Annotated in this window: 13 protein-coding genes; 4 read left to right on the top strand and 9 right to left on the bottom strand. The window is 63.5% G+C overall.

From position 1 onward, the window contains the following. Nucleotides 1-446: IS3 family transposase (locus tag ACIP21_RS07540; RefSeq protein WP_400685899.1), on the top strand; the 446-nt coding region annotated here is incomplete at its 5' end. 79 nt (nucleotides 447-525) lie between these two features. Here the strand turns inward: ACIP21_RS07540 and ACIP21_RS07545 are convergent. The 8 genes from ACIP21_RS07545 to ACIP21_RS07580 form a co-directional block, all read right to left on the bottom strand. Beyond that, entirely contained in the window at nucleotides 526-1,317 is a 792-nt protein-coding gene (locus ACIP21_RS07545; protein ID WP_400685902.1) for a CpsD/CapB family tyrosine-protein kinase, read from the bottom strand. A gap of 11 nt (nucleotides 1,318-1,328) precedes the next feature. Continuing rightward, nucleotides 1,329-2,894: a GumC family protein gene (locus tag ACIP21_RS07550; protein WP_400685904.1), complete on the bottom strand. Its 1,566-nt coding sequence runs from the start codon at nucleotides 2,892-2,894 to the stop codon at nucleotides 1,329-1,331. Nucleotides 2,895-2,914: 20 nt separating this feature from the next. After that, on the bottom strand, nucleotides 2,915-3,994 hold the full coding sequence (locus tag ACIP21_RS07555; RefSeq protein ID WP_400687093.1) for a hypothetical protein: 1,080 nt from the start codon (nucleotides 3,992-3,994) through the stop codon (nucleotides 2,915-2,917). A gap of 70 nt (nucleotides 3,995-4,064) precedes the next feature. After that, a complete protein-coding gene (locus tag ACIP21_RS07560) occupies nucleotides 4,065-4,676 on the bottom strand; it encodes a polysaccharide biosynthesis/export family protein (protein ID WP_400685906.1) in 612 nt (203 codons plus the stop codon). Between the two features lie 287 nt (nucleotides 4,677-4,963). Beyond that, nucleotides 4,964-5,140: an EPS-associated small membrane protein EppA gene (gene eppA, locus ACIP21_RS07565; RefSeq protein ID WP_400685908.1), complete on the bottom strand. Its 177-nt coding sequence runs from the start codon at nucleotides 5,138-5,140 to the stop codon at nucleotides 4,964-4,966. Between the two features lie 338 nt (nucleotides 5,141-5,478). Beyond that, on the bottom strand, nucleotides 5,479-6,603 hold the full coding sequence (locus tag ACIP21_RS07570; protein ID WP_400685910.1) for a glycosyltransferase family 61 protein: 1,125 nt from the start codon (nucleotides 6,601-6,603) through the stop codon (nucleotides 5,479-5,481). Between the two features lie 50 nt (nucleotides 6,604-6,653). Continuing rightward, nucleotides 6,654-7,796 carry a hypothetical protein gene (locus ACIP21_RS07575; RefSeq protein ID WP_400685912.1) on the bottom strand — a complete coding sequence of 381 codons (1,143 nt, stop codon included), beginning with the start codon at nucleotides 7,794-7,796 and terminating at the stop codon, nucleotides 6,654-6,656. 237 nt (nucleotides 7,797-8,033) lie between these two features. Further along, complete coding sequence (locus ACIP21_RS07580; protein ID WP_400685914.1) at nucleotides 8,034-9,632, bottom strand: putative bifunctional diguanylate cyclase/phosphodiesterase; 1,599 nt, start codon at nucleotides 9,630-9,632, stop codon at nucleotides 8,034-8,036. A 138-nt stretch (nucleotides 9,633-9,770) separates the two neighbouring features. On the opposite strand from ACIP21_RS07580, the gene ACIP21_RS07585 reads away from it, so the two are divergent. From ACIP21_RS07585 to ACIP21_RS07595, 3 genes are all read left to right on the top strand, one after another. Beyond that, nucleotides 9,771-11,390, top strand: a complete 1,620-nt coding sequence (locus ACIP21_RS07585) for an NADP-dependent glyceraldehyde-3-phosphate dehydrogenase (protein ID WP_400685917.1) — start codon at nucleotides 9,771-9,773, stop codon at nucleotides 11,388-11,390. 111 nt (nucleotides 11,391-11,501) lie between these two features. Beyond that, nucleotides 11,502-11,969, top strand: a complete 468-nt coding sequence (locus ACIP21_RS07590) for a VOC family protein (protein WP_400685920.1) — start codon at nucleotides 11,502-11,504, stop codon at nucleotides 11,967-11,969. A gap of 63 nt (nucleotides 11,970-12,032) precedes the next feature. Beyond that, nucleotides 12,033-13,220, top strand: a complete 1,188-nt coding sequence (locus tag ACIP21_RS07595) for a hypothetical protein (RefSeq protein ID WP_400685922.1) — start codon at nucleotides 12,033-12,035, stop codon at nucleotides 13,218-13,220. Between the two features lie 97 nt (nucleotides 13,221-13,317). Here the strand turns inward: ACIP21_RS07595 and yiaY are convergent, their stop codons facing one another. Then, a complete protein-coding gene (gene yiaY / locus ACIP21_RS07600; protein WP_400685925.1) occupies nucleotides 13,318-14,466 on the bottom strand; it encodes an L-threonine dehydrogenase in 1,149 nt (382 codons plus the stop codon). Nucleotides 14,467-14,495 lie beyond the last annotated feature (29 nt).

The following is a 14,495-nucleotide window of genomic DNA, read 5'->3' on the forward strand; positions in this document are numbered from 1 at the left end:
AAGTGGCGGAACAGAAGCTCTATCTATCGCCGGTAATGGATTTGTATAACGGCGAGATCGTGGCTTACGAAACGGCCAGTCGCCCGCGCTATAGCTTGGTTGGGGACATGCTCGACAAGGCACTCGACTGCCTGGGAGAGCAGCCGAAGCTCGTGCTTCATTCAGACCAGGGATGGCATTCCCAGCAAGCCCAGTACAGCCATAAGCTCCGCGCACGAGGGGTGAAGCAGAGTATGTCTCGTAAAGGCAATTGCCTGGACAACGCAGCTATGGAAAGCTTCTTCGGCACGCTGAAGTCCGAGTTTTTCTACCTGAAGCGTTTCGAAAGTATTGATGAGTTGAGAGCGGGTCTGGATGAGTACATTCACTACTACAACCATAACCGTATCAAGCTGAGGCTTAATGGCCTGAGCCCTGTTGAGTACAGGACTCAGGCTGCTGCTTAGAACTGTCCAACTTTTTGGGGGCAGTCCATACCTGTGGGAGCGGGTTCACCCGCGAAGAGGCCGGCACAGGCGAAACCGGTCAGTAATAGGTCCGCGGCTGTTCGTCGGCCTTGTTCAACACCGCGCCAATCAGGTTCGCCCCCGCCAGGTGGTACAGGCAATCCTCGATGTCCTTCTTGCTGTTCACCCCGTTCGCCACCACCAGCAGCACGCAGTCGAACTTCGGCAACACGGTGATCGCATCGTCCGAACTCAACAGCGGTGGCAGGTCGAAGATGCAGATTCGCGAGTCATAACGGTCGCGCAAATCGCTGATCAGGCTGCTGACCTTGGGTGAGGACAGCACCTCGGTGGACATCGGGATCGGTTCGCGGGTCGGTAGCACCACGAAGCGTGGCAAGGTCGGGTTGACCAGCACTTCCTCCAGCCAGGCCTTGCCCTCCAGCAGTTCGTTGAGCGCCCTCTCCATCGGCAGGCCAAGTGCCCTGCCGACCCGTGGCCGGCGCAGGTCGAAGTCCACCAGCAAGGCCGTCTTGGTGGTGTGGTGGGCGATGCTCATGGCCAGGTTGACGGCCAGCACCGTCTTGCCCGCCTCCGGCGTCGGCGAGGTGATCGCCAGGGTGCGCCAGCCGTTCTCTTCCATGGCCTGCAGCACCTGGGTGCGCAGCAGGTCGATCGGGCCGTTCATGTTCGAATTCTTGTTGTAGGAGACGATGCGGTTACGCTCCAGGTGCTCCGCGCGCAGGGGCACCACCTGGGTCTGCACGTAGTCGAAATCCCCTGGCGGCTCGGGTTTTTCCGGTGCAGCCGGGGGGGTGGAGGGGGAAACCTGGTGAATGTTCTTGCCTGAAGACTGCGGATGTCTGTCCATTGCTGCGCTCCCTAGCTAAACCGCGCCATCGCCTTGTACAGCAGGAGGTCCAACGGCATGTAGAACACGTGGACCAGTACCAGCAGGATAGCAATACCCACCAGCACGGCGCCGACCAGCAGCAGCTTCCACCGCCTGCGCCGGGCCTGGTCAGCCTGGGTGCTGATGTACGGCACGGCCACCAGCACGCGTTTGCCCAGTACGCTTTCCAGGGCGCCGACGCCACGGATGCGCTGGTTGAGCATCTCCAGCAGCATCACCAGCCCGGCACCGGCAGCCGGCGCCAGCACCACGCCGACGGCGACGATCTTCTTGCGGTTGGGCTTGACCGGTTTCTCCGGCATCAACGGCGGCTCCAGCAGCACGAAGCGTTCGGCCTTGTTCTCCTGCTCGAGGCTTTCGGTGATCTTCGCGTTCATTTCCTTGGCGCGGATCTCCTCGTACTTTTTCTTGGCGTTGTCATGGTCACGCAGCAACGACACCAGGCCACGCTCGACCTGCGGCGCCTCGAGGATGTCGGCCTCGTAGTCGGCTATCTTCTGCGAGATCTGACGTTTCTGTTCGGCCAGGGATGCGATGTTCGATTGCGTCGCCGCCATTTTGGTACGCACCCGGGCTGCATCGAGATTGCTCGAGGCCGCGGCGGCAATGCCCTTCTGACCCGAAGCTTGCAGTAACTGGATCTTGCGCTTGATCGCCACCACGTCCGGGTGGGCCTCGGTGTACTTGGTCAGCAGGCGGGCGTACTCGGCCTTGAGGCTGGGCAGGTCTTGCGGGTCGGGCGCTGCCGCCCTGCCGTTGGCGGCCTGGGTGGACGCGCCGGAATTGGCCGCGGCCAGTTCCAGGTCCAGGTAGCGCAACTCTTCCTGGGCGGCCTTGTAGTCACGGTCGACTTCGCGGAAGTCCAGCTCCGCACGCGACAGCATGCTCATGCGCAGTTGCTGGTTTTCCGGCAGCGCGTTGGCGTGGGCCTGCTTGAAGTCGGCCAGCTGGTTTTCCAGGGTGGCCAGTTCCGTGCCCAGCTTGTCGGCCTCCTGGGTGAGGAATTCGGTGGTCTCGGTGGCCCGCTCGGTGCGCTGCTTGACGTTCTCGTTGAGGAACAGAGCGACCAGTTCGTCCGCCACTTCCTTGGCCACCTCCGCGCGCCTGTCCTCGTAGGCGACGGTAAAGGCCACGGTCGCCTCGCCGCGCCCCTTGATGAAGGTGCTGAGCGTGGTGACCACGATGGCGTTGCGCATCTGCTCGATCTTGTCGGTCTCGCTCAGGCGCCCGCCCTTGTCGGCGAACAGGCTGTACTTGTCGATGATCCGCAGCAGGTTCTCGCGGGTCATCACCCGCTGGCGGATGACTTCGATGCGCTCGTCGGCGGCGGTGCTGTTGCCCTCGGAAACCAGGTCCGGGGAAATCGACTGCGACTCCACCAGGATGGTCCCGGTGGCCTGATAGATCGGTGGCACGCTGATCGCGACGCCGATGGTCGCCGCCAGCACGACCACCACGACCACACCCAGCAACAGGGCGCGGTCCTTGATGATGGCGACGTAATCCTTGAGGGACAGCTCGTACTCAGCTTTCATAGTGGCCACCAATCCGATGATCAGATGTCGGGGTATCGGTACGTCAGTGTCAAACCGGCAATCGTGGCGTCGGCGTCGGGCAGGCCCTTCTGCTGGCGCTCCTTGTACTGCAAGGACAGGCGCAGGTCCAAGGCCGGCGAAATTTCGCGGCTGGCCCACACGCCATAGGTATACAGGGTGTTCGGGGTTTCCCCCTTGCTGTCCAGCCAGGACGCCTCGGCGCCCACCCGGTTGAGCTCGCTGAGCGTGTAGCTCCAGACGCCGCTGACCCTGTCGACCTGGGTGAAGCCGCCCTCGGCGCTGGCCACGGTGCTGCGCAGGGCCGTCACGCTGGCGTCGGTGCGTTGACCGCGATAGTACAGCGACGCCCCGCCCTCGCCACGCTGGCCACCGCCGGAGCCGCTGGTCTTGTTGACACCGATGTGCGCGTCCGCTTCCCACTGTTCGCTGAACCGATGCTTGATACCGAGGCTGGGGACATAGCTGTTGGTGGCAACGGCGGTGGTGGTACTGGTGATCCGCGGATCGTAGCGTCGGGCCTCGAAGCCTGTGATGAGGTCGGTGCGCTCGCTCCAGGCATAGGTCCAGGTGAAGTTGTTGGAATACTCGTCGTAATCGGTAAACGTGGCGGAGTCGTAGCGGGCGTGGTTGTAGTTCAGCTCATTGGCCAGTGTGCTGCGCTCGGAAATCGCGCTGCTCCAGTTACCCGTCAGGGTCGACATCTTCTGGGTGCCGTCGACCGCGCTCACTACACCAGTCTGTTGCACCGCGCCGGACAGGGTGGAGCTTTCCACATACTTGGCCAGCAGGCCGAAACCGCCGGTTTCCGTGGCCCGCTGCCAGCCCAGACGAACGTTGGGGTCTTCGCGGTTATCCACCACCGAGCGGTCCGACGAATGCAGGACGCGCAGGCCCAGGCCCAGCAGCAGCTGGTCCTGGTCGAACTGGCCGGTCAGTTTGACGTCGGGATCGATGATGGTACGCATCACACCTTTCTCCTTGGACGTCAGGAGCAATGGGTTGCTGTCGTACTCGACCGTCGTCGGCACCACGACGGAAGACTGCCAATTGGCGGCGCTGACCGCCCCGGAGAACGGCATCATAATGATTGCCGTTACAACACTCGTCGTTTTATTAATAGGCACAAGTCGTTCTTAGTTGTTTGCGAGTTCAAGGTACGACCAGCGTATCGCCAGCCTGAAGTTGGAAGTTGGTGGACATGTCACGACCGGAAACCAGGTCCTTGTATCGCACCGGCATCACTTTTTGCCCACGAATCACCTTGATGGCACTTTCGTCAGCGAATTTGTCCATTCCACCCGACATGCTCAGGGCCTGGAGCACCCAGGTCGGCCCGGCCATCGGCACGGCGCCAGGCTTGAGGACCTTGCCTTGCACGTACACCAGGTTACCGGCCGTACTGGTGACCACCACACTGACATTGGGCTGGGCGAGATAAGGCTGCAGCGCGGTCTCGACTTTCTTCGCCGCCGCCGTGGCATCCAGGCCGGCCACGTCGACCCGCCCCGCCAGCGGGAAGGTGATGCTGCCATCCGGCAGTACGACGGTTTCCTGGCGCAGCGTATCTTCCTGCCACACGGAAACCATCAGCTTGTCGCCCGGGCTCAGCAGGTAGGTCGCGTAATTAGGCGATGCAGAGACAGGTTCGGTAACTGCGGTGGCGCATTCGCCCAGGCAGGTAGAGGGATCGGACCGGTCGGCAACCTGAGTGGCGCATCCGGCAAGCACTGAAAGGAAGATTGGCAGCAGCAAGCGTTTCATGAGGGGTCCCTCCGGCCAGACGGCCCAGGTCAAGAGCACTGAATGAGTACAACTGCAAACCTCTCGCTCCACGTGGCAGCGCCGCTTGCGCTGCCTGGGCCCCGGTCTTCCTGAGGGCCCTGCTACCGCGATGCCGCCACACCTGTCACCGTCGCTTGGCGCCCGCCGGGCGCTGGTCAGTGGAATATAGCAACGGCTGTAAAATTGACAAGCAATGGCCCGCTGGAAAACCACAAACGTCCATTCTTCCGCGTCAAGCCATTGGCATCGCGATGGGTGTGCAAGTTCTAGATCTTTTTGCGGTTGGCAACGGCGACAAAACCGATGACGGCAAAACCGAACAACCAGCCTGCCGTGGCCAGGGGAACAATATTGGTCTGACTCATGTAAGAGTCAGCGGCCCGTGCTGCACCACTCAATAACACCAACAGGAATATCGATTTGATGAAGAGAGTCGAGCGCATGATCCCCTCCTGCAAAGAGGACAGATAGTTATTATGGGTGTGTACGGAAGTAGTAATCGCTGCCTGTTTTTGAGCTTATGGGCAGAGTGACACTACGTCAATGATCCGACACCATAATAAAAATCAATGGGCATCTTGCCGATACGTCAAATTATCGCCGCTTGAATATCAAGGACGATCTGCGCCGTCACGAGGTGTCTGTTTCGGGGGTTTCAGCGCTTGCGAAGGCTGCGATTGCGCACCATGGCTGCGCCCGGGCGGCGCGCCATGGGCGCCAACCCGAGCGCCGGGAGTGTTACGCAGGTGAAATAACGAATCACTCGCGTTGCAGACTTTGATCACTGCCCTGGCAGCAGGTCCAGGGTGCGCTCAACTTCCGCGATATCGATGCGGAAGCCATCGCCTTCCGGCAGGCCTACCACGAAGGCGAAGTGCTGCCCGTCACGGTCGGCCAGGAACTTGTAATAACTGACGAAGCGGTCCGGCGGCTGCAGGGCGAAGATCGTGCCCCCCGCTTGCAGCACATTGACGCCGTGCACCAGCTGGCTGCCTTCGACCCCCATCACCACCTGGGCACCGGCGCAGGCGGCAATGATCTCCGACACCTGCAACTTCAGGGGATCGATCACCTTGAAGCCGCGGGTGACACGCAGGTGCTCGGCAAGCTCGAGCTCGTTACGCAACATCCGCAATTCGCCAGCGCCGCCGCGCAGAATGAACACACCGGGGTGTGCCGCATGGGGCACATGGGATAGCAGCCTGTGGCCCATGTCGCGGTAGCGCTGGTAGCGATTGCGGTTGTTGCTCATGTCATCGAACAACACCAGCTCTCGGAAGAACGCCGTGCGCAAGCGCAGCGGCTGCATGCCCAGCCAGGCCTCGTAGGCGGGCGCCTGGCCGAACATGGGATGGCGCGCCGAGGGCGCGGTGGTCACCGGCGTACCCTCGTTGCAGGCCAGGGCATAGGTCGGGCAATCCTCCATCAGCCAGGTGCCGAACCAGCGGTTGCCATTGTGCGAACAATAGATGGCCGCGCGGGCGATCTCATGCTCGATCCGCAGTGACGGAAAGCTGACATGGCGCAACGACAGCCACTGGGTGGCATTGCCTTTGTACAAGGCACCATCGATCAACCAGACGTCCTTGAGCAGAAAACCGCGGGTCGGGCCGTGCGCGACGGGCTTCCCACCCTGCATGGTCGGGCCGGGGTGCACGTAGGGGAAGAACAGCCCCTCCTGCCAACCCGTCACCCGCTCCATCTGGCCCGGCAGGAAGATCGCCGGCGGCGTGGTCCCGCCGCTTTCCGCCGGGGCGATTTCCCAGGTCTTGTGCGCCAGGCTCCTGAGTTGCGGTTCGGCTCGATGGGCCAGGTGCTTCCTGGCCAGGTGTCGATAGGCTGCCAGGGTCCACCTCGGACGCTCGATCGCTGCTGGCATGCCGTATTGCAAAGCCTCGGTACCCATGGTGCGCCCTCCGCTGAAGGCCAGGTCAGTACAAGTTGGACGGTTGCCGCTCAGCGGCTGACGACATGCTCCAGAATCGGTGGGCTGGGAAACCCCGCGTAACGGCTGCGCAAGGTCTGCACGAATGCCTCCCCTGCCCGCTTGGCGCTGTGCAGGTAGATCTTGTGCAGGCCACCGAACACCATCTCCTGGTAACGGTGGGCGATCTCTTCGTCGCTGGCCGCTTCCGGGAGGCCGAGGTGCAGGGTGACCTTGCTGCCTTCCATCGCGAACAACGGCGTTTCCCAGAGGAAATCGGCCGCCCCGGTCCTGGGCAGGCGCACGAACAGGCAGGCGTGGTTGTTCAGGGGGTCCACATCGCCGCCACGCCGGCGCTTCCAGCGCAGCAGCCCATCGTCCGGGCGCGCCACGCACAAGCCGATATCGTGGTAGTCGAAGCCGTTGGCCAAGGCCCATTCAAGGGTCATGAAGGTGGTCATGGAATTGACTTCGCGAAGCTTTTTCGGGTCCGAGAACACCGCTTCGCAGTAACCGAAGCGCAAGGTGCTCCAGTAGCGCTTGCCACCGCGGATGACCTCGCACCCCAGGTGGCAAGCCACCACCTGGTCATTGAACGTGATCAGGTCGAGCCGGCCGGCGCCCCGGGCCAGGCGGAACACCCCCTCGGTGGAAAACTGCGCGGCCTTTTCGCCTTGCCGAGCCGTGGCGTAGGGCCGCAGCAGGTCGCGGTCGGCCATGGCGATTTCTTCGTCCGAATGGGCCTGGCGCATTTGGTAGAGCCCGCGGCTCTTGCGAATGCTGCGGCGCAGTTCGCTGTCGTAGCGGGCGATGATTTCGTCCAGGGGGCGCCCCAGGGGTACCACCGCGCTGATGAAGTGCGGCACGGACAGCGCGCCGGCAGTGGGCAGCTCACTCACCAGCACCACCTGGTCACGGGCGGCGCGTGCCGCCACGTCGACCACCGACACATCCTTGCCCCCCATCAGCAGGCTGGCCACCTCGCGCTGCTGTTTGCGGCCGATGTAGAGAAACTCGTAGCGGCTTTGCTGCTCCAGCCGAAACCTGGCCACCTCCCACCGCCAGACGCAGGCGCGAGCTAGCAGCAGGCGTAACTTGCCCGATACATTGCGTAGTTCATAACGCATGGAAGGCGAGATGAATTTGCGTACAACCGCCGCCAGTTTCGCTTTCATGTCTTTTCAACGTCCTTTGATGTTGCCAACGGGGTTGATCGGGAAAGAACATGATGTCAGTGCAAGAACACGCATAACTGGTTGATATTGAAGGTATCAACTATTTCCGCTGCATTCACATTCGGTAACAATTTAAGATGCAAGCCTGCGGGTTGGCAAGCGGCATTTTGACAGCACCTGAGTGTAATTTATGACGTCAAATTCTCCATCTAACGACATAGTTGTGTATTGCTTTTTCTATATATGACTAATCCGCAGCGGATTGCGCGCGATCCAGCCTGACAGCTCGGCAGCCGGCATGGGCCGACCGAGCAGATAGCCCTGCCCCTGGTCGCAGCCGGCATTGCGCAGGAAGTCATACTGCTCCTGGGTTTCGATCCCCTCGGCGGTGATGCGATAACCCAGGGCATGGCCCAGGTCGATGATCGCCCGCGCGATCGCCACCGCATCATCGTCACCGGGCAAGTCCTTGATGAACGCCCGGTCGATCTTCAGGTGGTCGATGGGCAAGGCGCGCAGGTACGCCAGCGACGAATAACCGGTGCCAAAGTCATCCACCGCCGTGGCCACACCCATGGCCTGCAACTGGGCCAAGGCCTCGCAGGCCTGTTGCTGACTCTCCATCAACAGGCTTTCGGTGATTTCCACTTCCAGCAAGCTGGGCGCCAGGCCGTGGCGCTCCAGGGCCATGGCCAGGCTCGAGACGAAGTCGCTGCGCTCGATCTGCAGCGCCGCCACGTTGACCGCCAAGGGCCCAGGCAGGCAATCGTCAGCTCGCCAGGCCGCCAGCTGCGCGCAGGCAAGCTCCAGAATGCGTTCGCCGAGGGGAATGATCAGCCCGCTGCGCTCGGCCAGCGGAATGAACTCACCCGGTGGGATCAGGCCGTGCTCGGGGTCACGCCAGCGCAGCAACGCCTCGACGCCTTCGAGCTGGCCGCTGAACAGGTCGACCTTGGGCTGGTACCACAGCTCGAACTCGTTGTCCTGCAAGGCCCGGCGCAGGTTGCGCTCCAGTTCCAGGCGCTGGTGCAGCCGTGCGGTCATGTCCGGGTGATAGGGGCGCCAGGCATTGCGCCCGCCCTCCTTGGCCGCGTACATCGCGGTGTCGGCGTGGCGCAACAGGCTGCCGACATCATTGCCGTGCTGCGGGCACCAGGCCACGCCGATGCTGCCGGTGACCAGCGCAGCGTTGCCATTGAGGTCGAACGGCCGCTGCAGGCAGCGCAGCAAGTGGCGGACCTGGTGATTGACCTGGCCCTGGGTGCCCTGGAGCATGAACACGAATTCGTCGCCGCCGAGACGACAGACGCGGTCGCCAGTGTCCAGTTCCTGCAGGAAGCGCGCCGTGGCCTGCTGCAGCAGCAGGTCGCCCATGGCATGGCCAAGGCTGTCGTTGACCTGCTTGAAACCGTCGATGTCCAGCAACAGCACGGCCAGGCCATGGCCCTGGGCAGTGGCCTCGGCCAGCTGCTGCTGGAACAGCACCCGGTTGGGCAGGCCGGTGATGGTGTCGTAGTGGGCCAGGCGCTGCAGTTGCGCCTGGGAACGGCGCAGTTCGAGGTTGCGTTGGCGCAGCTGGCGCTGCTTGCGGTTGATCTGCGCGGTGAACAGGCTGAACAGGCCGGTGCAGGTCAGGGCGAACCAGAAGATCGGGGAATCGAACAGGCCAAGCGGCGGCTGCGCAGGCTCGCGCTGCGCGTCCAGGTGCCCCAGCGTCACCGACGCCGTGATACCGGCCAGGGCGAAGCCCACCGGCAACAGCCGGTAAACGGTCTGGCGCAGCGAGCCGCTGGCCGGTTTCTGCTCGGTAGATACGGGGGAATTGGTGGGTGTCATAAGCCTGCAGGCGAGCGCGATTGATCCTGTATCGGCGCAGCGTAGGCAATATTGAGCCAGACTGGTGTTTTTCTTTCGCCAGGCGCATGCTCGAAGCTGAAGCGTTTCACCCACCCAGACTAGTGAGGTGCAGTACCCATGGATGCCCTGCTCGATTCGCTGTTTCCCAATGCCGAAGACATTCCCGAAAACTGGCGCCTGGGCGCACCGCTGGAACAGCGCGACTACCTGGTCAATGGCCAGCTCAGGCGCTGGGACGGCCCGCTGGCCACGGTGCGCAGCCCGGTCTGGCTCAAGGAAGGCGACGGCGAGCGCCAGGTGATCCTCGGCAGCGCGCCGCTGCTCGACGCCGACACCGCCCTCACCGCCCTGGACGCGGCGGTCGACGCCTATGACAAGGGCCGTGGCGCATGGCCGAACATGCGCGTGGCCGAACGCATCCAGCATGTCGAAGCGTTTCTCGCGCGCATGCGCGAACAGCGCGGTGCCGTGGTCAAGCTGCTGATGTGGGAGATCGGCAAGAACCTCAAGGATTCGGAAAAGGAATTCGACCGCACCTGCGACTACATCGTCGACACCATCAACGCCCTCAAGGACCTCGACCGCCGCTCCAGCCGCTTCGAGCTCGAGCAAGGCACGCTCGGCCAGATCCGCCGCGCGCCACTGGGTGTGGCGCTGTGCATGGGCCCCTACAACTACCCGCTGAACGAAACCTTCACCACGCTGATCCCGGCGCTGATCATGGGCAACACCGTGGTGTTCAAGCCGGCCAAGTTCGGCGTGCTGCTGATCCGCCCGCTGCTCGAAGCGTTCCGCGACAGCTTCCCGCCTGGGGTGATCAACGTCATCTACGGCCGTGGCCGCGAGACGGTGAGCGCACTGATGGCCAGCGGCAAGGTCGACGTGTTCGCCTTCATCGGCACCCACAAGGCCGCCGCCGACCTGAAAAAGCTCCACCCGCGCCCGCACCGCCTGCGCGCCGCCCTGGGCCTGGATGCCAAGAACCCCGGCATCGTGCTGCCCCAGGTGGACCTGGACAACGCCGTGGAAGAAGCCCTCACCGGCGCCCTGTCGTTCAACGGTCAGCGCTGCACGGCGCTGAAGATCCTGTTCGTCCATGAAGAAGTGGTCGAAGCGTTCCTCGACAAGTTCCAGCGCAAGCTTGCCGCGCTCAAGCCAGGCATGCCGTGGGAGCCGGGCGTGGCCCTGACGCCGCTGCCGGAACCGGGCAAGGTCGACTACCTCGACGGCCTGGTGGCCGATGCCACGGCCAAGGGCGCACGGGTGCTCAACGAAGGTGGCGGCAGCCGCCGCGGCTCGTTCTTCTACCCCGCGCTGCTGTACCCGGTGAACCACGAGATGCGCGTGTACCACGAGGAGCAGTTCGGCCCGCTGGTGCCGGTGGTGCCCTATCGCGACCTGCAGACGGTGATCGACTACGTGCTCGACTCCGACTACGGTCAGCAGCTCAGCCTGTTCGGCAACGACCCGGCGACCATCGGCAGCCTGGTCGACACCTTCGCCAACCAGGTCGGGCGCATCAACCTCAATGCCCAGTGCCAGCGCGGCCCGGACAGCTACCCGTTCAACGGCCGCAAGAACAGTGCCGAAGGCACCCTGTCGGTCCACGACGCCCTGCGCGTGTTCTCCATCCGCACCCTGGTCGCGACCCGCTTCCAGGAGGCCAACAAACACCTGATCAGCGAGATCATCCGCAACCGCCAGTCGAGCTTCCTGACCACCGACTACATCTTCTGACGGCCGCGCTTATAGGCAATCGATCTAGCAGCACGGTCGATTTTCCAGCGGCGCAAGCGACTCTAAGGCAACAGGGCGTCAATCGGCGCCCCACGCACAGGAGAGTCGAACATGGCTGCCAAACCCATCCCCGATGGCCAGCACAGCATCACCCCTTACCTGGCCATCAACCATGCCGCCAAGGCCATCGAGTTCTACAAGCAGGCCTTCGGCGCCACCGAGATGTTCCGCCTCGAGGGCCCGGACGGTACTGTCGGCCACGCCGAACTGCGCATCGGTGATTCTTCGCTGATGCTCGGCGACCCCTGCGACCGCGAAGGCGGCCTCACCGCCAGCCAGAAACTCGCCGGCGCCGGCGTCGGCCTGCACCTGTATGTCGAGGATTGCGACAAGGTCTACGCCCAGGCCCTGGCCGCCGGCGCCACGCAACTGCACCCGGTGACGGACCAGTTCTATGGCGACCGCAGCGGCACCTTGAAGGACCCGTTCGGCAATATCTGGTTCGTTTCCACCCACAAGGAAGACCTGAGCCCCGACGAAATCCGCGCTCGCGCCGCGAAGATGTTCGGCGGCAGTTGAGCGACGAGTTGAAAGCGCGGCGCGTTTGCCGGAAGCTTGGGGCTCGTAGCTTGGAGCTGCCTCATGCGAATCATCGACAAAACCGCCGCGCAGGTGCGCAGCCTCACCCCGGCCGAAGAGGAACTGCTGGCCGGTTTCGCCACCGGCAACCTGGCCGGCCCTCGCCTGCTGCAGGCCAACCAGCTGCTGATGAAGGTGCGCAGCGCCAATCAGTGGCTGGCCTGCGATTGCCGCAAGGATGCCTTGCCGGTGCTCAATGTCACCCTCAATGGCAGCACTGGCACGCTGTTTCTCAAGAACAACCCCGGTACCGCCGAGCACGCCACCGGCTGCCCCTTCAGCAAGGACGAACGCGAAGCCGGCGAGCGCGAGGAAGACCCAGCCCCGCCCGCCGCCTGGCTGGCGCCAGACACACCGCTGCGGCTGATCGCCGACTTTCGCAAGGCCGACGGCAACGGCAGCGCTTCAGGTGACAACGCTGAACGCCGTGAACAGCAGCGCCTGCTATCCCTGCTGCTGACCTGGATCGAGACCAGCGGCCTCAACCTGTATGCCACGCACCTGAAGAAGGACCTCACCGGCCAGTTCGCCGAACTGCGCAACGTGGCCAGCCGCTACCCGCTGCTGGAACGAGTGCCGGCCAGCAACTACCTGGAAACGCGGCTGGACATGAAGCACATGATGATGCTCAAGGCCCGCCTGCGCGAAGCCACGGTATTCGGTAACCACCGCCGCCATGGGCTGATGCTCGACTGCGTCGACCAGATCCAGGGCCGCAAGCTGTTCAACAACCGCAGCGAGGATGGCTTCGACTTCCAGGGGCATCACTTGTACTGGGGTGGCAACCGCGCGTCCGGGCCATTGCTGGCGCTGGCGCTCTACTCGCCGGCCACCGCCGGCAGCCACTTCTATGAACTGATCCACGTGGCCAGCGTGCCGGTGCTGTCACGCGCGCACCTGTTCCCGGTGTATCGCGACGAGGAGCGCGAGCCGCTCAAGGCGCTGGTGTCGCTGATCGACTGGATGGCGAGCAAGGGCGTGAAGGTGCAGATGCGCCGGCCGGTGATCGGTGGGCAGGTGATGGATGAACTGGTGCTGACCTCGGACCAGGACCGGGTGTTGTCCGTGTCGCTGCTGGAAAAGCCCATGGGGCCTGAGCCGGACGCCGAGAACTTCAAGCGCTATGCGGACTTCAAGAGCCTGGAGACCTTCCGCAAGTTCGTCGCCGGGTTCTTCATGCGCGAGCGCTGAAGACCCCGTCGCCTGCTTCGCGGCTAAAGCCGCTCCCACAGGGACCGCGCCAGCCTGCGGGAGCGGCTTTAGTCGCGAAGAGGCCGATGACCATCAGTTAGAAAGCTGCCCGGAAAATCCCCTCGATCTCTTCCTGGCTGGCCGGCCGCGGATTGGTCAACCCACAGGCGTCCTTCAAGGCATTCTCCGCCAGGATCCCGACATCCTCGAGCTTGACCCCCAGCTCCGCCAACCCCGCCGAAATCCCCACCGCCACCGCCAGGTGCTCGATGGCCGATATCGCCGCCCCCGCGCCCTGCCCCGCATCCAGCCCGCACACCTTGACCCCCATGGCCTTGGCCACATCGCGCAGGCGCGCCGAACTGACCTGGGCATTGAAGCGCTGCACATGGGGCAACAGCACCGCATTGCAGACGCCGTGGGGCAAGTCGTAATACCCGCCCAGCTGATGCGCCATGGCATGCACGTAGCCCAGCGACGCGTTGTTGAACGCCATGCCGGCGAGGAACTGGGCGTAGGCCATGTTCTCCCGCGCCTGCAGGTCATTGCCGTCATTCACTGCCAGGCGCAGGTTTTCGCTGATCAGGCTGATGGCCTTGAGCGCGCAGGCATCGGTGATCGGCGTGGCGGCCGTGGACACGTAGGCCTCGATGGCGTGGGTCAGCGCATCCATGCCGGTAGCCGCGGTCAGCCCCTTGGGCATGGCGACCATCAACGCCGGGTCGTTGACCGAGAGGATCGGCGTGGTGTTGCGGTCGACGATGGCCATTTTCACGTGGCGCGTTTCGTCGGTGATGATGCAGAAACGGGTCATCTCGCTGGCGGTACCCGCCGTGGTATTGATCGCGATCAGCGGCAACTGCGGCTTGCGCGAACGGTCGACGCCCTCGTAATCGCTGATATGCCCGCCGTTGGTGGCGCAAAGGGCGATGCCCTTGGCGCAGTCGTGGGGCGAGCCGCCGCCCAGCGACACCACGCAGTCGCAGCGCTCGCGCTGCAACACGGCCAGGCCCGCCTCGACGTTGGCGATGCTCGGGTTGGGCCTGGCGCCGTCGAACACCACCGAATCGATGTCACGCAAGGCCAGCAGGCGGCCGATACGCGCGGCAACCCCGGCCCTGGCAAGGCCCTGGTCGGTGACGATCAGGGCCTTGCGCAGGCCGTGACCGGCGATGGCGTCCATGGCCTCTTCGAGGCAGTCGGTACCCATGATGTTCACGGGTGGAATAAAGAAGGTACTGCGCATGACCGGATCCTCCTGGCAGGTCTGACTGC

It is taken from the genome of Pseudomonas sp. NPDC089401, from assembly GCF_044749485.1.
GTDB lineage: Bacteria > Pseudomonadota > Gammaproteobacteria > Pseudomonadales > Pseudomonadaceae > Aquipseudomonas.

Bases quoted from the DNA above. Each gene is read 5' to 3' on its own strand.
- ACIP21_RS07545 (WP_400685902.1), bottom strand. From the start codon at position 1,317: ATGGACAGACATCCGCAGTCTTCAGGCAAGAACATTCACCAGGTTTCC.
- ACIP21_RS07550 (WP_400685904.1), bottom strand. From the start codon at position 2,894: ATGAAAGCTGAGTACGAGCTGTCCCTCAAGGATTACGTCGCCATCATC.
- ACIP21_RS07555 (WP_400687093.1), bottom strand. From the start codon at position 3,994: ATGCCGTTCTCCGGGGCGGTCAGCGCCGCCAATTGGCAGTCTTCCGTC.
- ACIP21_RS07560 (WP_400685906.1), bottom strand. From the start codon at position 4,676: ATGAAACGCTTGCTGCTGCCAATCTTCCTTTCAGTGCTTGCCGGATGC.
- eppA (WP_400685908.1), bottom strand. From the start codon at position 5,140: ATGCGCTCGACTCTCTTCATCAAATCGATATTCCTGTTGGTGTTATTG.
- ACIP21_RS07570 (WP_400685910.1), bottom strand. From the start codon at position 6,603: ATGGGTACCGAGGCTTTGCAATACGGCATGCCAGCAGCGATCGAGCGT.
- ACIP21_RS07575 (WP_400685912.1), bottom strand. From the start codon at position 7,796: ATGAAAGCGAAACTGGCGGCGGTTGTACGCAAATTCATCTCGCCTTCC.
- ACIP21_RS07580 (WP_400685914.1), bottom strand. From the start codon at position 9,632: ATGACACCCACCAATTCCCCCGTATCTACCGAGCAGAAACCGGCCAGC.
- ACIP21_RS07585 (WP_400685917.1), top strand. From the start codon at position 9,771: ATGGATGCCCTGCTCGATTCGCTGTTTCCCAATGCCGAAGACATTCCC.
- ACIP21_RS07590 (WP_400685920.1), top strand. From the start codon at position 11,502: ATGGCTGCCAAACCCATCCCCGATGGCCAGCACAGCATCACCCCTTAC.
- ACIP21_RS07595 (WP_400685922.1), top strand. From the start codon at position 12,033: ATGCGAATCATCGACAAAACCGCCGCGCAGGTGCGCAGCCTCACCCCG.
- yiaY (WP_400685925.1), bottom strand. From the start codon at position 14,466: ATGCGCAGTACCTTCTTTATTCCACCCGTGAACATCATGGGTACCGAC.